Source organism: Streptomyces sp. NPDC026206 (assembly GCF_040638465.1).
Classification (GTDB): domain Bacteria; phylum Actinomycetota; class Actinomycetes; order Streptomycetales; family Streptomycetaceae; genus Streptomyces.
This window is the reverse complement of the sequence record NZ_JBEZYL010000008.1, coordinates 50991-71092: the sequence shown is the minus strand read 5'-3', so window position 1 is coordinate 71092 and position 20102 is coordinate 50991. Positions and strand designations below refer to the sequence as shown.

The 20102-nt window shown below is 72.2% G+C and carries 19 protein-coding genes; 15 read left to right on the top strand and 4 right to left on the bottom strand.

The annotated features are described in order from the left end of the window. Positions 1-51: 51 nt before the first annotated feature. From AB0F13_RS14280 to AB0F13_RS14225, 12 genes are all read left to right on the top strand, one after another. A complete protein-coding gene (locus AB0F13_RS14280) occupies positions 52-1320 on the top strand; it encodes an MFS transporter (protein WP_362080456.1) in 1269 nt (422 codons plus the stop codon). Positions 1321-1329: 9 nt separating this feature from the next. Beyond that, positions 1330-2691 carry a Pup--protein ligase gene (pafA, locus tag AB0F13_RS14275; protein WP_099202142.1) on the top strand — a complete coding sequence of 454 codons (1362 nt, stop codon included), beginning with the start codon at positions 1330-1332 and terminating at the stop codon, positions 2689-2691. A 137-nt stretch (positions 2692-2828) separates the two neighbouring features. Next, entirely contained in the window at positions 2829-3809 is a 981-nt protein-coding gene (locus tag AB0F13_RS14270) for an FKBP-type peptidyl-prolyl cis-trans isomerase (RefSeq protein ID WP_362080453.1), read from the top strand. A gap of 66 nt (positions 3810-3875) precedes the next feature. After that, a complete protein-coding gene (locus AB0F13_RS14265; protein ID WP_362080450.1) occupies positions 3876-4250 on the top strand; it encodes an FKBP-type peptidyl-prolyl cis-trans isomerase in 375 nt (124 codons plus the stop codon). Between the two features lie 116 nt (positions 4251-4366). After that, a complete protein-coding gene (locus tag AB0F13_RS14260; RefSeq protein WP_362080448.1) occupies positions 4367-5353 on the top strand; it encodes a WYL domain-containing protein in 987 nt (328 codons plus the stop codon). A 21-nt stretch (positions 5354-5374) separates the two neighbouring features. Further along, the gene (locus AB0F13_RS14255) at positions 5375-6337 is read left to right on the top strand and encodes a WYL domain-containing protein (protein ID WP_362080445.1); all 963 of its coding nucleotides are present in this window, start codon (positions 5375-5377) and stop codon (positions 6335-6337) included. A 32-nt stretch (positions 6338-6369) separates the two neighbouring features. Then, a complete protein-coding gene (locus AB0F13_RS14250; RefSeq protein WP_362080443.1) occupies positions 6370-6612 on the top strand; it encodes a hypothetical protein in 243 nt (80 codons plus the stop codon). A gap of 94 nt (positions 6613-6706) precedes the next feature. Further along, on the top strand, positions 6707-6913 hold the full coding sequence (locus AB0F13_RS14245; protein ID WP_362080440.1) for a hypothetical protein: 207 nt from the start codon (positions 6707-6709) through the stop codon (positions 6911-6913). Between the two features lie 236 nt (positions 6914-7149). Then, the gene (tatA, locus tag AB0F13_RS14240; protein ID WP_362080437.1) at positions 7150-7434 is read left to right on the top strand and encodes a Sec-independent protein translocase subunit TatA; all 285 of its coding nucleotides are present in this window, start codon (positions 7150-7152) and stop codon (positions 7432-7434) included. Between the two features lie 62 nt (positions 7435-7496). Beyond that, positions 7497-8432: a twin-arginine translocase subunit TatC gene (gene tatC / locus AB0F13_RS14235; protein ID WP_362080434.1), complete on the top strand. Its 936-nt coding sequence runs from the start codon at positions 7497-7499 to the stop codon at positions 8430-8432. A 99-nt stretch (positions 8433-8531) separates the two neighbouring features. After that, positions 8532-9437: a diacylglycerol kinase gene (locus AB0F13_RS14230; protein WP_362080432.1), complete on the top strand. Its 906-nt coding sequence runs from the start codon at positions 8532-8534 to the stop codon at positions 9435-9437. A gap of 44 nt (positions 9438-9481) precedes the next feature. After that, the gene (locus AB0F13_RS14225) at positions 9482-12307 is read left to right on the top strand and encodes a DEAD/DEAH box helicase (RefSeq protein ID WP_362080429.1); all 2826 of its coding nucleotides are present in this window, start codon (positions 9482-9484) and stop codon (positions 12305-12307) included. A 74-nt stretch (positions 12308-12381) separates the two neighbouring features. Here AB0F13_RS14225 and AB0F13_RS14220 read toward each other — a convergent pair whose 3' ends face one another. Continuing rightward, positions 12382-13320, bottom strand: a complete 939-nt coding sequence (locus AB0F13_RS14220) for a LysR family transcriptional regulator (RefSeq protein WP_362080426.1) — start codon at positions 13318-13320, stop codon at positions 12382-12384. Between the two features lie 70 nt (positions 13321-13390). Between AB0F13_RS14220 and AB0F13_RS14215 the strand changes: the two genes are divergently transcribed. Further along, a complete protein-coding gene (locus AB0F13_RS14215; RefSeq protein WP_362080423.1) occupies positions 13391-14512 on the top strand; it encodes a TDT family transporter in 1122 nt (373 codons plus the stop codon). Here the strand turns inward: AB0F13_RS14215 and AB0F13_RS14210 are convergent. Genes AB0F13_RS14210 through AB0F13_RS14200 form a run of 3 tightly spaced genes read right to left on the bottom strand, consistent with a single transcriptional unit; the run spans position 14439 to position 18091 of the window. Next, entirely contained in the window at positions 14439-15179 is a 741-nt protein-coding gene (locus AB0F13_RS14210; protein WP_362080935.1) for a helical backbone metal receptor, read from the bottom strand. The two genes, AB0F13_RS14215 and AB0F13_RS14210, sit on opposite strands and share 74 nt — an antisense overlap. 31 nt (positions 15180-15210) lie before the next feature. Further along, positions 15211-17022 carry an ABC transporter permease/substrate binding protein gene (locus AB0F13_RS14205; RefSeq protein ID WP_362080420.1) on the bottom strand — a complete coding sequence of 604 codons (1812 nt, stop codon included), beginning with the start codon at positions 17020-17022 and terminating at the stop codon, positions 15211-15213. Further along, complete coding sequence (locus tag AB0F13_RS14200) at positions 17015-18091, bottom strand: betaine/proline/choline family ABC transporter ATP-binding protein (RefSeq protein ID WP_362080417.1); 1077 nt, start codon at positions 18089-18091, stop codon at positions 17015-17017. Before AB0F13_RS14200 ends, AB0F13_RS14205 begins: the two co-directional genes overlap by 8 nt. A 158-nt stretch (positions 18092-18249) precedes the next feature. Between AB0F13_RS14200 and AB0F13_RS14195 the strand changes: the two genes are divergently transcribed. Both AB0F13_RS14195 and AB0F13_RS14190 read left to right on the top strand, forming a co-directional pair. After that, entirely contained in the window at positions 18250-19155 is a 906-nt protein-coding gene (locus AB0F13_RS14195) for a 5'-3' exonuclease (RefSeq protein ID WP_362080932.1), read from the top strand. Positions 19156-19211: 56 nt separating this feature from the next. Further along, a complete protein-coding gene (locus tag AB0F13_RS14190; RefSeq protein WP_362080414.1) occupies positions 19212-20072 on the top strand; it encodes a siderophore-interacting protein in 861 nt (286 codons plus the stop codon). Positions 20073-20102 lie beyond the last annotated feature (30 nt).

The window sequence follows — 20102 nt, the reverse complement described above, 5'->3', positions numbered from 1 at the left end:
GGTCAAAGTGAGCCGGCCGGGACGGCCCGGCCGGAGAACGAGAGGCGGACAATGGCGGCGGCGGGCGGCGGTTACGTCGACATGCTCAAGACGCGGCACGCGGCGCGACTGCTCACCGGCACCCTGGTGGGCCGGCTGCCGAATGCCACGGCCGCGCTGGCCATCGTCCTCTTCGTCCGTGCCGAGGGCGGCAGCTTCACCCTCGCCGGAGCCCTCTCGGCCGTCTACGGTGTGGCGAACGCCGTCGGCCAGCCGCTGCTGGGCCGTGCCGTCGACCTCTACGGCCAGCCGCGCGTCCTGCTGCCCTCGGCCGTCCTGACCGCCCTGGGCATGGGTCTCTTCACCATGGCGGGCCTGGACACGCTGCCGCTGACGTACGCGGCCATGGTTGTGGCGGGCCTCTTCGCGCCGCCGCTGGAGGGCAGCCTGCGAGCGCTGTGGCCGGCCGTCCTCAAGAACGAGGACGACATCCATGCCGCGTACTCCATGGATGCCATCGCGCAGGAACTGATCTACGTGGTCGGCCCGCTCATCGTCACCCGGATCGTCGCCCTGTGGTCCGAGGCCGCCGCGCTGAACGCCCTCCACCTGCTGGGCGTCCTCGGCGCGCTCGCGGTCGTCACCTCGCCGCCCTCGCGGAAGTGGCGCAGCGCGCCCCGCGAGGCCCACTGGCTCGGTGCGCTGCGCTCCCGCGGCCTGCTGGTGCTGCTCGGCGCGTTCTTCTTCATCGGCTCGGCCCTGGGCTCGATAGCCGTGGCGGCGGTCGCCTACGGTGACAGCCACGGCGGCGGCAACGTCGCCAGCTACCTCCTGTCGGCCCTCGGTGTCGGCGCCCTGATCGGCGGTTCGGTCTACGGCGCCCGGCAGTGGTCCGGCAGCCCCGAGCAGCGGCTGCGGGTGCTCGTCGCCGGCCTGGCCGTGGGGTACGTGCCGCTGCTGCTGGTGCCGGGCGTCGCCGCCATGACGGTCCTCGCCGCAGTGGCGGGTCTGTTCCTGGCGCCCGCGCTGGCCTGCGCGTTCGTCGTCGTCGACCGGCACGCCCCGCGCGGCACCGTCACGGAGGCGTTCTCCTGGCTGGTGACGTCCTTCGGCGTCGGCGCCGCCATCGGTACGGCCTTCGTGGGCCCGGCCGTCGAATACGGCGGTTCCACCGCCGGGTTTGTGGTGGCGGTGGGCGGCGGGGCCGCCGCGCTGCTCGTCCTTCTGGTGGCGCGGCGCTCCCTGCGGGCTCCCGCGACCCCGTCGCCGGTCGTGGCCCGGTCGGAAAATGATCGGAACGGGGCTGTCGAACCCGGTTTCAGCGCAGGGCATCAGGCGTAATGTTCAGGCATGGACCGCCGCATTTTCGGGCTGGAGAACGAGTACGGCGTCACGTGCACGTTCAGGGGACAGCGCCGACTGTCGCCTGACGAAGTGGCGCGCTACCTCTTCCGCCGTGTCGTTTCCTGGGGCCGCAGCAGCAATGTCTTCCTGCGCAACGGTGCCCGCCTCTACCTCGATGTGGGCTCGCACCCGGAATACGCAACACCCGAGTGCGACAGCGTGACCGAGCTGGTCACCCACGACAAGGCGGGCGAGCGCATCCTCGAGGGCCTGCTCGTCGATGCCGAACGCCGCCTGCACGAGGAGGGGATCGCGGGCGACGTCTATCTCTTCAAGAACAACACGGACTCGGCGGGGAACTCCTACGGCTGCCACGAGAACTACCTCGTGGCACGGCACGGGGAGTTCTCCCGTCTCGCGGACATCCTCATCCCCTTCCTGGTGACCCGGCAGCTGCTCTGCGGGGCAGGCAAGGTCCTCCAGACCCCGCGCGGCGCGGTGTACTGCGTCAGCCAGCGCGCCGAGCACATCTGGGAGGGCGTCAGCTCCGCCACCACCCGCTCGCGCCCGATCATCAACACCAGGGACGAGCCGCACGCCGACGCCGAGCGCTACCGCAGGCTGCACGTCATCGTCGGTGACTCCAACATGTCCGAGACGACCATGCTGCTCAAGGTCGGCGCCACCGACCTCGTCCTGCGCATGATCGAGGCCGGTACGGTCATGCGTGACCTGACCCTGGAGAACCCCATCCGGGCCATCCGTGAGGTCAGCCACGACATCACCGGCAGGCGCAAGGTCCGCCTCGCCAGCGGCCGCGAGGCGTCCGCGCTCGAAGTCCAGCAGGAGTACTACGAGAAGGCCGTCGACTTCTGCGAGCGCCGCGGGATCCGTACGGGCACGGTCGAGCGTGTGCTGGAGCTGTGGGGCCGCTCGCTGGAGGCCATCCGGGACGAGGACCTGGACCGGATCTCCACCGAGATCGACTGGGTGATGAAGTACCAGCTCATCGAGCGGTACCGGGCGAAGAACAACATCACCATGTCGCATCCGAGAATCGCGCAGATAGACCTCGCCTACCACGACATCCACCGCCGCCGCGGTCTGTACTACCTGCTGGAGAAGCGCGGCCAGGCGGCCCGGGTGTGCAACGACCTCAAGATCTTCGAGGGTAAGTCGGTGCCCCCGCAGACCACTCGCGCGCGGCTGCGCGGCGACTTCATCCGCCGTGCCCAGGAGCAGCGCCGGGACTTCACGGTCGACTGGGTGCACCTCAAGCTCAACGACCAGGCTCAGCGCACGGTGTTGTGCAAGGACCCGTTCCGGTCGGTCGACGACCGGGTGGAGAAGCTCATCGCCGGGATGTGACGCGTCGTAAAGGGCACGGGTGTGCGCCGGGTTCACCGGACCCGGCGCAGATCCGTGTCGGACGGGGTTGATCGGCGGGGCGCAGGCCGTAGAGTGACGGGCACTGCCCAGCGACCTCTATAGCCGAGTTGGACTTCATGAACCACACGAAGAACGCGCGTCGCCTCGCCGCGGCGTTGGCCGTGCCCGTCCTGCTGCTGACCGCCGCGGCGTGCGGGTCCGAGGACGGCGGCTCCTCCGGCGCCAAGGTGAAGGTGGAGGGGAAGTTCGGGGAGAAGCCCGAGATCACCGTGCCGAAGGACGCCAAGCCGGCGGACAAGCTCGTCGTCAAGACCCTGACCGAGGGCAGCGGCGAGAAGGCGGAGAAGGGCTCTTACGTCCGGATGGACTTCGCCGGGCAGACCATGAAGGACAACAAGCCGCTCGGCGGCACCTGGGCGAACGAGGACAAGGCGGCGGCCAAGGGCCCGCGCCGTCAGATGGTGCAGCAGCTGGGGCAGCCCAGCCAGGAGATGCCCGCCAAGGTGCTGGACGCCGTGATCGGCCAGAAGGCGGGCTCCCGCATCGAGGTCGAGGGCACGGCCAAGGCGCTGATCGGTGACCAGCTCAACCCGCAGGCCGGCGTCAAGCCCGAGGACGGTCTGGTGTGGGTCATCGATCTCGTCGGCGCCCAGAAGGTCGACGCGAAGAGTGAGGTCAAGGGCGAGCAGGCCAAGCCCGAGGCGGGCATGCCGGAGGTCAAGCCCAATGGGCAGAAGGCCGCCGACATCACCATCCCCAAGGACGAGAAGGCGCCGTCCGACCTCAAGGAGCAGGTGCTGATCAAGGGCACCGGCCCGGAGATCAAGGCCGGTGACGGCCTGATCGCCCAGTACACCGGCGTGAAGTGGGAGGACGGCAAGAAGTTCGACTCCTCCTGGGACCACGCCGGCGCCACGGCCTTCCAGATCGGCACCGGCTCGGTCGTCCAGGGCTGGGACAAGGGCCTGGTCGGCAAGCATGTGGGGGACCGGGTCGAGCTGGTGATCCCGCCGAAGCTCGGGTATGAGGGTCAGGCGCAGAGCGGTCTCGACAAGAACACGCTGGTCTTCGTCGTGGACATCGTGGGCAAGGTCTGATCCTCTGATCGAGATCTGCCAGAATTGCACGGTTGTCAGCAAGATTCCGTTCGTAGGAGCATTTTCGTGAGCATCGACAAGCCCGAGATCGACTTCCCGGAGGGTCAGCCGCCGGCGGACCTCGAGATCACCGAGATCTGGGAGGGCGACGGCGCCGAGGCCAAGGCCGGGGACTTCGTCAAGGTCCACTACGTCGGCGTGGCCTTCTCCTCCGGTGAGGAGTTCGACGCGAGCTGGAACCGCGGCGAGCCGCTGGAGTTCAAGCTCGGCGCCGGCCAGGTCATCCAGGGCTGGGACAAGGGCATCCAGGGCATGAAGGTCGGTGGCCGCCGCAAGCTGGTCATCCCCGCCCGCCTCGGTTACGGCGACCGCGGCGCCGGTGGCGGCGTCATCGCCCCGGGCGAGACGCTGATCTTCGTTTGCGACCTGATCGCCGTCTGATACACCCCGAACGAAGGCCGAGGGCCCGTGCCTGCCTGGCGCGGGCCCTCGGCTTTTGCCGTGGGAGCCGCGAGCGGTACGGTCAACGGTTGAGAGCACAAGTAGAGAGGGCGTCGATGGCGATTGCCAAGGCCGAGCGGTTGATGAATCTGGCGCTGTGCCTGCTGGGTACGCGTCGGCCGCTCAGCAAAGGGGAGTTGCGGTCCTCGATCGAGGCTTACATCGAGGCAGCTGCTGCGTCGGCGAGCGCGGCCGGTGACTCCGCGGGCGAGGACGCCTTCAACCGGATGTTCGAGCGCGACAAGGACGACCTGCGTGAGCTCGGCCTGATCATCGAGACCGTCGAGGGCCTCGACGGCGAGACCGGCTACCTCGCCCGCCGGGACAGCAACCGCCTTCCGGCGATCCCCCTCGACGTCGAGGAGTCCGCCGCCCTGGGTCTCGCCGCCAAGGTCTGGCAGCAGGCCCGTCTCGCCTCTGCCGCCAGCGGCGCGCTGCAGAAGCTGCGCGCGGCCGGCATGCCGCTGGCGGAGGACCCGTACGGGACCCACAGCGCGCTCGAGACCCGCATCCCCGTCCACGAGGCCGCCTTCGAGCCGCTGATGCTCGCCGCCCGGGACCGCCGGCCCGTGGTCTTCGACTACCGCAAGGGCAACGCCGCCCACCCGGAGCAGCGCCGTGTCGAGCCCTGGGCCCTGGAGTGCTGGCGCGGCCACTGGTACCTGGCGGGCTGGGACCGCGACCGCGAGGCCGAGCGGGTCTTCCGGCTCTCCCGCATCACCGGCAAGGTCCGCTCCCGGGCCCTGCCGTTCACCGCACCCGTGCCCGACCACGTCACGGTGCGCACCACGGTCGAGAGCTGGGCGGGCGAGAAGGCCACCGGCACGGCCCGCATCAAGGTACGGGCGGGCCATGGCTACCCACTGCGCGCCCGCGCCCTGAGCACGCACGACCTCGGCGGCGGCTGGGACGAGCTGGAGATCCCCTACGGGCACGGGCTGGACGCCTGGCTCGTGGAGTTCGGGCCCGATGTGATCGTGCTCGAGCCCGCCGAACTGCGGGCCGAAGTGATCGACCGGCTGCGTGCCGTGGCCAAGGGCTGAGAGGAACGGAACCGACCACTGATGGCCACCAACGCCATTGACCAGACCCGGCGGATGCTGTCGCTGGTCACCTACCTGCGCGAGCGCCCCGGTGCCCGGGTCACCGACGTGGCCCGCGCCTTTGGCATCACCGAGGACGAGCTGATCGGCGACCTCGACGTGCTGCCCATGTGCGGCACCAGCTTCCGGGGCGGTGACCTGCTGGACATCGACACCGACGGCGACCGCATCTGGTGGCACAACCCCGACGCCTCCGGCACGAGCACCGGCGAGCCGCTGCGGCTCGCCGCCGACGAGGCCACCGCGCTGCTGGTCGCCGCCCGCGCCGTGGCGACCCTGCCCGGGCTGCGCGAGAGCGACCGGCAGGCGCTGGTGCGCGCCACCGCCAAGATCGAGGCGGCGGCCGGGGAGGCGGCGGGCGCCAGCTCCCGGCTCTCGGTGACCTTCGAGTCCGAGGGCGGCGTCTTCGCCGACGTCGACCGGGCCATCTCCGAGCGCCGCCGCGTCTGGCTGCGCTACTACTCGCCCGCGCGCGACGAGCTCACCGAGCGTGAGGTCGACCCGATCCGGCTGTTCGCCGTCGGCCACACCTACATGGAGGCGTGGTGCCGGCTGTCCGAGGCGCGGCGCACCTTCCGCCTGGACCGGGTGGCCGAGATCCGGCTGCTGGACGAGCCCTCCGACCCGCCCCCCGTCGAGCTGCGCGACCTGTCCGAGGGGCTGGTGCAGCCGGCCGCCGAGGACCCCGAGGTCGTCATCGAGGTGGGGCCCGGCGGCCGCTGGGTCGCCGAGTACTACCCGCACGACCGGGCCGAGGAGCTGCCCGACGGCGGCCTGCGGATCACGCTGCGCACCCCCGACCCGGCCTCCCTGCGCCGGCTGGCGCTGCGGCTCGGCCGGGACGGGCGGATCGCCGCCCCGGCCGCGCTGGCCGACAGCGCACGGGACGCCGCCCGCGAGGCGCTGGCGGCATACGGAGAGTGAAGGGGAACCGCACAGTGGAATGGGCAGGGGACGTGAGGGACGCGAGGACGACCGCTGCCGCGGTCTTCAAGGCCGCGTGCCCGGACTGCCGGGGCTGCTTCGAGCTGGCCGCGGGTGCGCTGCGGCTGGCGATCGGCGCCAGTGACCGCACCACCTTCTACTCCTTCACCTGCCCCGACTGCGGCTCCGCGGTCCGCAAGCCGGCGGGGGAGCGGATCGTCGAGCTGCTGACGGGCGGCGGGGTCCGCACGTTGCGGCTGCACATCACCGCCTGACCACCGCTTCGCCCGTCCCGGCCGCCGTCCGGCCGCCGGCCCCCGCGTTCCGGCCGTTTCCGCGTCCTGCGGCATCCCCCGATAGGCTCGTCCCATGCTCTGGCCCATGCTCGCCATCGCCCTCGGCTTCTGCGGCATCGCCGTACTCGGTGTCCTCGCCGCGCGCGTGTTCGCCGAGACCCGGCGGCTGGCGCGGCAGGTGGACGAGGCCTCGCGGCGCGTCACCCGGGCCGCCGAGGACCTGGAGCGGGCCGCGGCACCGCTGGCCGCGCACACCGCGCACGTGGTACGCGGGGACTGACGGGACGGGGTCCCTCCGGCGGCCGCATCCGGTGCCCTGCTGCCCCGCCGGGGCGGACGGTACGCTGGTCGGGGTGGCCCTGTTGACGAGGCGGAGGGTCGCGACTGGGAGCATGCACAGGGATTGCCCAGCGTTTACCCCTGCGCGTTACGATCGCTGCGGTACGGCTGATGGACATATGTCCGATCAGTCGGTCAGCCCCACACCCATGCCGCCTCGGTGAGAAGGTAAACCACATGTTCGGACGGCTCGGCCCCACCGAGATCATCCTCATTCTTGTCGTCATCGTCCTGCTGTTCGGTGCGAAGAAGCTTCCGGACATGGCACGCGCCCTCGGCAAGTCGGCCCGCATCCTCAAGAGCGAGGCCAAGGCGATGAAGACCGAGGGCCAGGACAACGCCGCGGCCCCCGCCGACCCGCCGGCCGCCGAGCAGGCCCCCCGTACGATCAAGGCCGCGCCCGGCGATGTGACCTCCCGCCCGGTGAACGAGCCGAGCGACCGTACGACGCAGCAGCGCTGACCCAGGACAGACTGAGACGGCCGCCGAGGGCGTCCGTCTGCCGCACGAGATAGGGACGTGGGTTGCTGAAGTCTGCCCGGAAGCTGGAGAAGGACCCCGAGGGGCGGATGCCGCTCGCCGAGCACCTCCGCGAGCTGCGCAACCGGTTGGCGAAGTCCGTGCTGGCGATCGTGGTCGTGGCCGTGGTGGCCGCCTTCTACTACAGGGACATCATCGAGGTCTTCAAGCACCCGATCCAGGACGCGATCGGCTGCAAGGTCTCCTTCGCGGAGCTTGCGAAGAAGGACAGCCGGGCCAACTGCGGCAGCATCACGATGTCGGGTCTCGTCGGACCCTTCACCCTGATGGTGAAGGTCTCGCTGGTCTCCGGCGTCGTGCTGGCCACCCCCGTGTGGCTCTACCAGCTGTGGGCGTTCCTGGCGCCGGGGCTGCACAGGAACGAGAAGAAGTACGCGCTCGGCTTCGTCGCGGCCGGTGTCCCGCTGTTCGCCGCGGGCGGCTGGTTCGCGTACAAGATCCTTCCGTCGGCGGCGAAGGTCCTCATCGACTTCACGCCGGACGGCGTCAACAACCTCCTGCCGCTCGACGAGCTCATCGACCTCGTCACCCGCCTCGTGGTCGTCTTCGGGCTGTCCTTCGAGCTGCCGCTGCTGCTGATGATGCTCAACTTCGGCGGCGTGCTCACCGGACGCCGCATGCTGGGCTGGTGGCGCGGCATGATCATGGGCGTCACGGTCTTCTCGGCCGTGGCCACGCCGACCGTGGACCCGTTCTCGATGTTCCTGCTGGCCGGGCCGATCATCGTGCTCTACTTCATCGCCGTCGGCATCGCGCTCCTCAACGACAAGCGCAAGCGGGAGGCCGACCCCGACCGTCTGCTCGCCGACGACGAGGCGGCCCCGCTGGACCTCACCCCGCAGCCCGTCGGTGACAGCGCGCCGATGCCGGCCCTGCCGGAGCAGGTTCAGCACCACAGCGGCTACGACGACGTGACCTGATCCGCCGCCGCGGAAACTTAAGACCCCTGGGCGGTCGCCGGAAACGGCGGCCGCCTGGTCGTGTTCATGCCGCCTCGCGCAAGGCGGTAGTGTCCCCGCGTGACCAGCGACATCACGCTATTCGTCAACCCCTCGGCGGGCCGGGGCCGCGGCGCCCGCGCCGCCCAGCCCGCGGCCCGGGTGCTGCGCGACGCCGGCTTCGGCGTCCGTACGGTCGTGGGCGTGGACGCCCCCGACGCGCTGCGCCGGGCGCGCGAGGCGGTGGCCGCCGGCACGGGCGCGCTGATCGCCGTCGGCGGGGACGGCATGATGTCGCTGGCGCTGCGGGCGGTCGCCGGGACGCGCACCCCGCTCGGGGTGGTGGCCGTAGGCACCGGCAACGACTTCGCCCGCGCCGCCGGCCTGCCCGTACGGGACCCGCTCGCGGCGGCCGGGATCGTGGCCGCGGCGCTCAAGGGCGACGGCGGCCGGGCCGTCGACCTCGGCAGGGTGGGGGAGACCTGGTTCGGCACGGTCCTCGCCTCCGGCTTCGACTCGCGGGTCAACGACCGCGGCAACCGGATGCGCTTTCCCACCGGGCGGCTGCGCTACGACGTGGCCATGCTCGCCGAGCTGGCCGCGCTGCGGACCGTCCCGTACCGGATACGGCTCGACGACGGGCCGGAGCAGCGGATCGAGGCGACCCTGGTCGCCGTCGGCAACGGCGGCTCCTACGGCGGCGGCATGCGCATCTGTGCGGGCGCGCGCCTGGACGACGGGCTCTTCGACATCACCGTCGTCGGCCCCTGCCGCCGCTCGACGCTGCTCAGGGTCTTCCCGAAGGTCTACCGGGGCACCCACCTGGGCCACCCGCGGGTTACCACCTACCGTGCGGCGAAGGTGACACTGGCGACCGAACTGGAGCCGGGCGGCGTCACCGGTTACGCGGACGGCGAGCCGCTCGGCCCGCTGCCGGTCACCGCCGAAACGGTACCCGGGGCCGTACGGCTGCTGGGAGCTCAATAAAGATCGGGTGACTGTCGGAGGTCCCCGGTAGGCTCGTAGACAAGATGACCGAGGACATGTCCCCTGCTGAGCGCTACGCCCTGGCACGGCACCGCGCCGCGGAGCAGGCCACCGCGCTCGCCCCCTTCCGCGAGATGTACGACTTCGAGCTCGACCCCTTCCAGATCGAGGCCTGCCGGGCCCTGGAAGCCGGCAAGGGGGTACTGGTCGCGGCGCCGACCGGCTCCGGAAAGACCATCGTGGGCGAATTCGCCGTCCACCTGGCCCTCTCCCAGGGCCGCAAATGCTTCTACACCACGCCCATCAAGGCGCTCTCCAACCAGAAGTACAGCGATCTCGTCAAGCGCTACGGCGCCGCCAAGGTCGGCCTGCTGACCGGCGACAACAGCGTCAACCCCGACGCTCCTGTGGTCGTGATGACCACCGAAGTGCTGCGCAACATGCTCTACGCGGGCTCGCAGGCCCTGATAGGCCTCGGCCACGTGGTCATGGACGAGGTGCACTACCTCTCCGACCGCTTCCGCGGTGCCGTCTGGGAGGAGGTCATCATCCACCTCCCGGAGTCGGTGACCCTGGTCTCCCTGTCGGCCACCGTCTCCAACGCCGAGGAGTTCGGCGACTGGCTGGACACCGTGCGCGGCGACACCCAGGTGATCGTCGCCGAGGAGCGGCCCGTCCCGCTCTGGCAGCACGTGCTGGCGGGCCGGCGGATGTACGACCTCTTCGAGGAGCGCACGGACCACGGCGGCCGGGGTGCCGCGCGGCGCGAGGTCAACCCCGACCTGCTGCGCATGGCCCGCATGGAGAACAGCAGCACCTACAACCCGCGCGAGCGCCGCCGGGGCAAGATGGTGCGCGAGGCGGAGCGCGAGCGCGAGCGCCGCCAGCGCAACCGGATCTGGACGCCCAGCCGCGCCGAGGTCATCGAGCGCCTCGACGCCGAGGGCCTGCTGCCCGCCATCACCTTCATCTTCAGCCGCGCCGGCTGCGAGGCCGCCGTGCAGCAGTGCCTGTACGCCGGGCTGCGGCTCAACGACGACGCGGCGCGCGCGAAGGTGCGTGAGATCGTCGAGGAGCGCACCGCCCCCATCCCCGACGAGGACCTGCACGTCCTGGGCTACTTCGAGTGGCTGGAGGGCCTGGAGCGCGGCATCGCGGCGCACCACGCCGGCATGCTGCCGACCTTCAAGGAGGTCGTCGAGGAGCTCTTCGTCAAGGGCCTGGTCAAGGCCGTCTTCGCCACCGAGACCCTCGCCCTGGGCATCAACATGCCCGCCCGCACCGTGGTGCTGGAGAAGCTCGTCAAGTGGAACGGCGAGCAGCACGCCGACATCACGCCCGGTGAGTACACCCAGCTCACCGGCCGCGCCGGACGCCGCGGCATCGACGTCGAGGGCCACGCCGTCGTGCTGTGGCAGCGCGCCATGGACCCGGCCGCCCTGGCAGGCCTGGCCGGTACGCGCACGTACCCGCTGCGCTCCAGCTTCAAGCCGTCGTACAACATGGCGGTCAATCTGGTCTCGCAGTTCGGGCGGCACCGCTCGCGGGAGCTGCTGGAGACCTCGTTCGCGCAGTTCCAGGCGGACAAGTCGGTCGTCGGCATCTCGCGCCAGGTGCAGAAGAACGAGGAGGGCCTGGCCGGCTACCGCGAGGCGATCGACTGCCACCTGGGCGACTTCGAGGAGTACGCCCGGCTGCGCCGCGAGCTGAAGGACCGGGAGACCGAGCTGGCCAAGCAGGGCGCCGTGCAGCGGCGGGCCGCCGCCGCTGCCTCGCTGGAGCGGCTCAAGCCGGGCGACGTCATCCATGTGCCGACGGGCAAGTTCGCCGGCCTCGCCCTGGTGCTGGACCCGGGCCTGCCCGCCGGGCGCACCGACCGCCACCGCGGCTTCGACCAGTACGACGGGCCGCGCCCGCTGGTGCTCACCGCCGAGCGGCAGGTCAAGCGGCTCGCCGCCATCGACTTCCCCGTCCCGGTGGAGGCGCTGGAGCGGATGCGCATCCCGAAGTCCTTCAACCCGCGCAGCCCCCAGTCGCGCCGCGACCTGGCCTCCGCCCTGCGGACGAAGGCCGGGCACCTCGACCCCGGCCGGCACCGCACGTCGCGGGCCGCCGCGGCCGACGACACCGAGATCACCCGGCTGCGCGCCGCGATCCGCGCCCACCCCTGCCACGGCTGCGACGAGCGCGAGGACCACGCCCGCTGGGCCGAGCGCTACCACCGGCTGCAGCGCGACAACCGCCAGCTGGAGCGGCGCATCGAGGGCCGCACGAATACGATCGCGCGCACCTTCGACCGTATCTGTGCGCTGCTGAGCGAGCTCGGCTATCTGCGGGGCGACGAGGTGACCGAGAACGGCCGCCGGCTGGCCCGCCTCTACGGCGAGCTGGACCTGCTGGCCTCCGAGTGCCTGCGCGACGGCGTCTGGGACGGCCTCAAGCCGGCGGAGCTGGCGGCGTGCGCGTCGGCGCTGGTGTACGAGTCGCGGGCCGCCGACGACGCGGTGGCGCCGAAGCTGCCCACGGGGGAGGCGAAGGAGGCGCTCGCCGAGATGATCCGCATCTGGGGCCGGCTGGACGCCCTGGAGGAGGAGCACAAGATCAGTCAGGCCGAGGGCGTCGGCCAGCGCGAGCCGGACCTCGGCTTCGCCTGGCCCGCGTACCGGTGGGCCTCCGGCCACGGCCTGGACGAGGTGCTGCGGGAGATCGACATGCCGGCGGGTGACTTCGTGCGCTGGTCGAAGCAGCTGATCGACGTGCTGGGCCAGATCGCGGCGGCCGCCCCGGCCGGCAGTCCTGTCGCGCGGAACGCGCGCAAGGCGGTCGATGGGTTGCTGCGCGGGGTCGTGGCGTACTCGTCGGTGGGGTAGCGGGGGCTCCGCCCCCGGACCCCCGGTCCTCAAACGCCGTACGGGCTGAATGCAGCCCGTACGGCGCTTGAGGACTACGCACTCCCCGCAGGGGACCGCGTCAGCCCCAGAAGATCCCGCGCCGGCCCCGCCGGGTAGTGGCCCGTCGGCCAGACCGCGCGCAGGGCGCGGCGCAGCGGCAGATCCGCCACCGGTATCTCCACCAGGCGCCGCGCCGCCTGCTCCTCGCCGATCGCGAGCTCGCTGAGGACCGAAGGGCCCGCGCCGCTCACCACCGCGGCCTTCACCGCCGTGGTGGAGGCGAGTTCGAGCAGCGGCTCGGCCGCCACGAGAGGGCCGCGCGAGGACAGCGCCGCGTCCAGGACCTGTCGTGTGCCCGAGCCGCGCTCGCGCAGGATCAGCGGTGTGGCCGCCAGCTCCGCCGCGCCGAGCGGTGCGGCCCGGCGGGCCCACGGGTGGCCCGGTGCGGTGACCACGACGAGCCGGTCGTGGGCGATGACCGTGCCGTCCAGCCCGGGCGGCACGTCCAGCCCCTCGACGAAGCCGAGGTCCGCCTCCCCGGCGAGCAGCCGCCCGGCGACGGCCGCGGAGTTGCCGGCGAGCAGCGAGACGGCCGTACCGGGCCGCTCCGTGCGCAGTGCGATCAGCCATCCGGGCAGCAGGTACTCGGCGATGGTCATGCTGGCGGCTACCCGCAGCCGCGAGTCGCGCCGCCCCCGCAGGGCCTGCGCGCCCGCGTCGAACGCCTCCGCCGCCGCCACGATCCGCCGCGCCCAGTCCGTGACGAGCACCCCGGCGTCCGTCAGCCGCGAGCCGCGCGGCGAGCGCTCCACGAGGGCGACGCCGAGCAGCCGCTCCATGCTGCGCACCCGGCCGCTCGCGGCGGGCTGGGTGATGCCCAGCTCCCGTGCCGCCTGCCCGAGGCTGCCGAGCCGGGCCACGGCGAGCAGCAGCTCGAGCGCCCCGAGGTCGGGCACCCGGTGCGCGAGCGGCGACGGCCGGTCCTGGCTCATAACCCCAGCTTATGCCCTCATAGCCGGGCGGTCCCTGGTGAGGGCGCCCGGGCCCGGGGACGGTGGAGGCATGAGCCCGCACCCCCGCACCCGCCTCCGTCAGCTCGGCCCGAACTGGTACGCCACCGTCATGGGCACCGCGATCGTCGCCTCCGCCGGGGCGGCGCTGCCCCTGCACGGGCCCGGGCTGCGCGGGGCGTACGAGAGCCTGTGGGCGCTGGCGGCGATGGTGCTGCTCACCCTCCTCGGCGCACGTGCCGCGCACTGGGCCCGCCATCCCGACCAGGCCCGGCGGCATCTGGGCGACCCGGCGGTGGCACCCTTCTACGGCTGTCTGGCGATGGCCCTGCTGGCCGTCGGCGGCGCCACCCTCTCCGTGGGGACCGGGGTGACCGGCGAGCGCGCCGCCGTCGCCGCCGACACCGTGCTGTGGACGTGCGGCACCGTCATCGGGCTCGGTGCGGCCGCCGCCATCCCGTACCTGATGGTGACCCGGCACCGGATAGCGCCCGGCGACGCCTCCCCGGTGTGGCTGCTGCCCGTGGTGGCGCCCATGGTCTCCGCGGCGCTGGGCCCCGCGCTCGTACCGCACCTGCCGCCGGGCCAGTGGCGGGAGGCGATGCTGCTGGGCTGCTACGCGCTGTTCGGGGTGAGCCTGCTGGCGACGCTGGTCATCCTGCCGGTGGTCTTCGCGCGGCTGGTGCACCACGGCCCGTTGCCGCTCGTGCTGACGCCGACGCTGTTCCTCGTCCTGGGCCCGCTGGGCCAGTCCACGACCGCCGTGAACAACCTCGCCGACGCCGCCCCGGGCGCCGTCGCGGGCCCCTACGCGCAGGCGATGGCCGGCTTCGCGGTGCTCTACGGCACGCCGGTCATGGGTTTCGCCCTGCTGTGGCTCGTCCTGGCCACCGCCATGGTGGTCCGCGCCTTCCGCGGCGGCATGGGCTTCGCGATGACGTGGTGGGCCTTCACCTTCCCGCTCGGTACCTGCGTCACGGGCGCCGCCGCGCTCGCGCGCCACACGGGCCTGCACGCCCTGACCTGGCTGGCCGTCGCTCTGTACGCCCTGCTGGTGGCCGCCTGGGCGGTCGCGGGGGCCCGTACGCTGGCCGGCCTGGTCAGCGGGAGGCTGCTCGCAGCGCCGCGCCCAGCACCGCCGGCGCTCGCGTCAGCGATGGCCCGTACCACGTGAGGTGACGGCCGCTGACCAGCGCGGACGGCAGGCCGGGGAAGGACTGTGGCCCGTCGTCGGCGGTGAAGCGGTACGGCTCGTCGGGCAGGACGACCAGCTCCGCGCCGCAGGCGTTCAGCTCGGCGAGCGGGATGCGCGGATAGCGCTCGGCGTGCCCGGCGTGGACGTTGACGACACCGAGCCGGGCCAGGACGTCACCGGCGAAGGTGTCCCGGCCGAGCACCATCCACGGTCTGCGCCACACCGGCACGACGGCCCGCAGGAAGGGGCCGGCTGCGCAGGCGTCCCGCCACGCGTCGCGCGCGTCGTCCAGCCAGGTGGGCCGGGCCAGCCCGCAGCCGCGCACCAGGACACGCTCCAGCTCGCTGAACGCCTGGTCCAGGGTGCGCACTTCGGTGACGAGCACGTCCAACCCGGCGGCGAGCAGCGCGGCGAGGTCGGGGGCGCGGTTCTCCTCCTCGTTGGCGATGACGAGGTCGGGCGCGAGGGCCACGATGCGCGCGGTGTCGGGGTTCTTGGTGCCGCCGACGCGTACGACGTCGAGACCGGCGGGGTGTTCGCACCAGTCGGTGGCCCCCACGAGCAGCCCGGGCGCGGTGGCGGCCACGGCCTCGGTGAGCGAGGGCACAAGGGAGACGACACGGCGTACGGCGGGGCGGCCGCTCAGCGAGCTCACCGCCCCACCGTACGCCTGTTCGTCAGGCGCCGACAGGAGCCAGCTTGTCGGCGAAGCCCGGGTGGGCGTCCAGCCAGCGGCGGGCGGAGTCCTTCTCCTTGCCCTTGCCACCGCTCTGGATCCCGGCCTCCAGGGAGGCGAGGTCCTGCTCCGACATCTTGAAGTTCTTCACCCAGTCCGCGATCCGCGGGAAGTCCTTGGCGAAGTCCTTCTTGCCGACCGCGTGGATCTCCTCGCCCTTGCCCCAGGCGCCCTTGGGGTCCTTGAGCTTCTTCAGGTCGTGCTTGGCGTAGGCCCAGTGCGGCGACCAGAGAGTGGTGAGGACGGGCTCCTTCTTCTTCATGGACCGGTCGAGCTCGGCCAGCATCGAGGAGGTGGAGGACGAGACGACCTTGTACTCGCCGTCCAGCCCGTACGCCTTGAGCACCTTGTCGTTGAGCGTGCCCATCATCCCGGCGCTGGACTCGATGCCGACGATCTTCCCGCCGAACAGCGCGCCCTTGCCCTTGAGGTCCGCCAGCGAGTCGACGCCCTCGACGTACGAGGGGACGGTCAGCTCCAGGGACGTGGGGCCGTACCAGGAGCCGAGGTCGGTGAGCCGGTCGCCGTACCGGTCCATGTACTGCTTGTGCGTGGTCGGCAGCCAGGAGTCGAACTGGACGTCCATCTGGCCCTGCGCCAGGGCGGTGTAGAGGGGGCCGGGGTCGAGCTGCTTGACGTCCGCCTCGTAGCCGCGGTCCTCCAGGATGTTCTGCCACAGGTAGGTGGAGGCGACCGCCTCGTCCCACGGGAAGTAGCCGAGATGGACCTGCTTGCCGTGGCCGACGTTCTTGCCCGCGGCCACGGCGGGCCCGTCGCCGGCGCCCTGGGTCAGGCGCATGCCGCCGGCGACGAGCGCGAGGACGACGATCCCGGCGGTGGCGACGGCCGTGCCGGGACGGTGGCTCAGGAACCTCGGGACCGCGCCGCGCGCCGGGGCGGCGGCCCTGGCCGGGGACCGGCGGCCCAGCGGGGAGACGAGCGTGCCCAGCGCGCCGGTCATCCGGTCCAGGTACATGGCGAGGACGACGACGGCCAGTCCGCTCTCGACGCCACCGCCGATGTCGACCTGGGTGACGGCCGCGTACACGGACTCGCCGAGGCCGCCCGCGCCCGCCATGCCGGCGATGACGACCATGGACAGCGCCAGCATGATGACCTGGTTGACGCCCGCCATGATGGTCGGCAGCGCCAGCGGCAGCTGGACCCGGGTGAGGGTGTCGCGCGGGGTGGCGCCGAAGGCCCGGGCGGCCTCCACGAGTTCGCCGTCGACCTGGCGGATGCCCAGCTCGGTCATCCGCACGCCGGGCGGCATCGAGAAGACGATGGTGGCGATCAGGCCGGGGATGGGCCCGATCGAGAAGAACATGACGCCCGGGATCAGGTAGACGAAGGCGGGCATCGTCTGCATGACGTCCAGGACGGGCCGCAGCGCACCGCCGACCCGGCGGTCGCGGGCCGCCCAGACGCCGAGCGGGACGGCGACGACGAGGGTGATGAGGCTGGCGACGAGGACGAGCGAGAGGGTCGCCATCGCCTCGTCCCACAGGCCGAAGGAGTCGATCAGTGCGAGCCCGGCGAAGGCCAGGACGCCGGCGGACAAGCCGCGCAGCCACCAGGCGACGACGGCCAGGATCCCGGCCATGAGCAGCGCGTCCGGGGCGCCGAGGACGGCGTTGACTCCGTCGTACATGCCGGACAGGACGGTGTTGACGGCGTCGAAGAGCCACGAGAGGTGGGACTGCAGCCAGTCCACGGCGCTCTCGGCCCAGCTGCCGAGGTGGATCCTAGGCACGGGCGCTCACCTCCGGCTCGGGTCGCGGGGCAGGCGGCGCGGCTCCCGGCACGGCCGGCTGCTCGGCCAGCGCGGCCAGCAGCCCGTCACGGGTGACGACGCCCGCCGCCTCGCCGCGCTCGTCGGTGACGGCGACGGGGGCGCCGCTGAGGGAAAAGGGGGCGAACAGCTCGCAGAGGGGGGTCGCGGCGCTGACGGTCGCGGCGGCACCGTCCGGGACGCCGGCCGGCTTGTCCATGATCGAGCCCGCGGTGAGGACCCGGGAGCGGTCCACGTCCTGGATGAAGGAGGCGACGTAGTCGTTGGCGGGGCGGACCAGGATGTCCTCGGCGGTGCCGTTCTGGACGATCCGGCCGTCGCGCATGACGGCGATGCGGTCGCCGAGGCGCATGGCCTCGTTGAGGTCGTGGGTGATGAAGACGATGGTCTTCTTCAGCCGCTTCTGCAGGTCCAGCAGCTGGTCCTGCATGTCGCGGCGGATCAGCGGGTCGAGGGCGCTGAAGGACTCGTCCATCAGCAGCAGGTCGGCGTCGGTGGCGAGCGCGCGGGCGAGGCCGACGCGCTGCTGCATGCCGCCGGAGAGCTCGTCGGGCCAGGAGTCCTCCCAGCCCTTGAGCCCGGTGAGCTCCAGCGCCTCCGCCGCGCGCGCCCGGCGCTCCTCGCGCGGCACGCCGCGCACCTCCAGGCCGTAGGCGGCGTTCTCCAGCACGCTGCGGTGCGGGAAGAGCGCGAAGTGCTGGAAAACCATGCTGATGCTGCGCGAGCGCACCTCCCGCAGCTCGCGCGCGGACAGCGCGGTCAGGTCGCGTCCGTCGTACAGGACGCGTCCGGCAGTCGGCTCCAGCAGCCCGTTGAGCATGCGCAGGAGGGTCGACTTACCGGATCCGGAGAGCCCCATCACCACGAAGATCTGGCCGGCTTCGACCTCGAACGACGCGTCGATCACCGCCGCGGTGGTGCCGTCCGCGCGCAGCTCGTCGCGGCCGGAGCCGCCTTCGAGTCGCTGGACGGCGGCTTCGGGTCGTCTGCCGAACACCTTGTACAGATGCTCGGCCTTCAGCCTGGACACATAAACCTCTCGGGTCGAACAGCAAGGCCCCGCCTCCCCCAAGAGGCAGGGCCACTCCGGTGCCGCGCCTGCCCCCGATCATTCGGGGCAAACCGAACAGTGATCCAGTTCACATGTCGGAGGGGTGCGGCATGATCGACCCCGTGACGCGACGCCTGATGCTCCTCGACACCGCTTCCCTGTACTTCCGCGCCTACTTCGGGGTGCCGGAATCCGTGAAGGCCCCCGACGGCACGCCCGTGAACGCGGTGCGCGGCCTGCTGGACTTCATCGCCCGCCTGGTCCAGGACCACCACCCGGACGACCTGGTGGCCTGCATGGACTTCGACTGGCGCCCCCAGTGGCGGGTGGCGCTGATCCCCTCGTACAAGGCGCACCGGGTGGCGGAGGAGATCGAGGGCGCCCCCGACGAGGAGGAGACCCCGGACACGCTCTCCCCGCAGGTGCCGGTGATCGAAGCCGTGCTGGACGCGGTCGGCATCGCCCGGGTCGGGGCCGTGGGGTACGAGGCGGACGACGTGATCGGCACGCTGGCCGGGCGGGCGCGGGGACCGGTGGACATCGTCACCGGCGACCGCGACCTCTACCAGCTCGTCGACGACCGGCGCGGGGTGCGGGTGCTGTATCCCGTGAAGGGTGTCGGCACCCTGCAGACCGTGGACGAGGCGGTGCTGCGGGAGAAGTACGGCGTGGACGGACCCGGCTACGCCGATCTGGCCCTGCTGCGCGGCGATCCCAGCGACGGGCTGCCGGGCGTGCCGGGCGTCGGCGAGAAGACGGCCGCGAAGCTGCTGGCGTCCTTCGGTGACCTGGCGGGCATCCTGGCGGCGGTCGACGACCCGGCGGCGAAGCTGAGCCCGGCGCAGCGCCGGCGGCTGGACGAGGCCCGCCCCTACCTGGCGGTGGCGCCGAAGGTCGTGCGGGTCGCCTCGGACGTGCCGCTGGCGCCCTTCGACGCCGCGCTGCCCACTGCGCCCCGCGATTCGCGGGGGCTGGAAGCGCTCGCCGGGCGCTGGGGCCTGGGCGGCTCGCTGCAGCGGTTGCTGTCCACTCTCGCCGCATGAGCTGTTAGGTTAGGCAGTCCTTACTTTGAATGATCAGGGGATCAGGGGAGACCGTCATGGCAGAGCGTCCCGTACGCAAGAAGCCGCAGATCACCCGGGCACACGTGGTGCGCACGGAGCGGCTGACGCCGCACATGACACGCGTGGTGCTGGGCGGCGACGAGCTCGCGGAGTTCGGTGCCGGCGAGTACAGCGACCACTACGTCAAGCTGCTCTTCCCCGTGGAGGGCGTCTCCTACCCCGAGCCCTTCGACATCGAGGCCGTCCGCCGCGACATGCCGCGCGAGGAGTGGCCCCGTACGCGGACGTACACGGTGCGCTCCTTCGACCGCGCGGCGCGCGAGCTGACGATCGACTTCGTCGTCCACGGCGACGAGGGCCTGGCCGGCCCCTGGGCGGCCCGGGTCCGGCCGGGTGAGGAGATCCGGTTCCTGGGCCCCGGTGGCGCGTACGTTCCCGACCCGGCGGCCGGCTGGCATCTGCTCGCAGGTGACGAGAGCGCGCTGCCCGCGATCGCCGCGTCCCTGGAACGGCTGCCGGAGGGTGCCGTCGTCCATGCGTTCGTCGAGATCGCGGATGCGGCGGAGGAGCAGAAGCCGGAGCTGCCCGCCGGTGTCGAGGTGACCTGGCTGCACCGCGGGGACCGGCCCGTGGGCGAGGCCCTGGTCGAGGCCGTGCGCTCGCTCGACTTCCCGGCCGGTGACGTGCACGCCTTCGTCCACGGCGAGGCCGGCTTCGTGAAGGAGCTGCGGCGCCACCTGCGGCTGGAGCGCGAGGTGCCCCGCGAACGGCTGTCCATCTCCGGCTACTGGCGGCGCGGCCACGACGAGGACGGCTGGCAGGCGGCCAAGCGGGAGTGGAACCAGCAGGTGGAGGCGGAGCAGGAGAGCGGCCCGGCGGCCGGAGCCGCCGCCTAGCCGCCGTCCGTCACCCGGCTGACGGATCAC

Excerpts from the sequence above, each read along its gene's own strand:
- AB0F13_RS14280 (WP_362080456.1), top strand. The coding sequence starts at position 52 with ATGGCGGCGGCGGGCGGCGGTTACGTCGACATGCTCAAGACGCGGCAC.
- pafA (WP_099202142.1), top strand. The coding sequence starts at position 1,330 with ATGGACCGCCGCATTTTCGGGCTGGAGAACGAGTACGGCGTCACGTGC.
- AB0F13_RS14270 (WP_362080453.1), top strand. The coding sequence starts at position 2,829 with ATGAACCACACGAAGAACGCGCGTCGCCTCGCCGCGGCGTTGGCCGTG.
- AB0F13_RS14260 (WP_362080448.1), top strand. The coding sequence starts at position 4,367 with ATGGCGATTGCCAAGGCCGAGCGGTTGATGAATCTGGCGCTGTGCCTG.
- AB0F13_RS14255 (WP_362080445.1), top strand. The coding sequence starts at position 5,375 with ATGGCCACCAACGCCATTGACCAGACCCGGCGGATGCTGTCGCTGGTC.
- AB0F13_RS14245 (WP_362080440.1), top strand. The coding sequence starts at position 6,707 with ATGCTCTGGCCCATGCTCGCCATCGCCCTCGGCTTCTGCGGCATCGCC.
- tatA (WP_362080437.1), top strand. The coding sequence starts at position 7,150 with ATGTTCGGACGGCTCGGCCCCACCGAGATCATCCTCATTCTTGTCGTC.
- AB0F13_RS14225 (WP_362080429.1), top strand. The coding sequence starts at position 9,482 with ATGACCGAGGACATGTCCCCTGCTGAGCGCTACGCCCTGGCACGGCAC.
- AB0F13_RS14220 (WP_362080426.1), bottom strand. The coding sequence starts at position 13,320 with ATGAGCCAGGACCGGCCGTCGCCGCTCGCGCACCGGGTGCCCGACCTC.
- AB0F13_RS14215 (WP_362080423.1), top strand. The coding sequence starts at position 13,391 with ATGAGCCCGCACCCCCGCACCCGCCTCCGTCAGCTCGGCCCGAACTGG.
- AB0F13_RS14195 (WP_362080932.1), top strand. The coding sequence starts at position 18,250 with ATGCTCCTCGACACCGCTTCCCTGTACTTCCGCGCCTACTTCGGGGTG.
- AB0F13_RS14190 (WP_362080414.1), top strand. The coding sequence starts at position 19,212 with ATGGCAGAGCGTCCCGTACGCAAGAAGCCGCAGATCACCCGGGCACAC.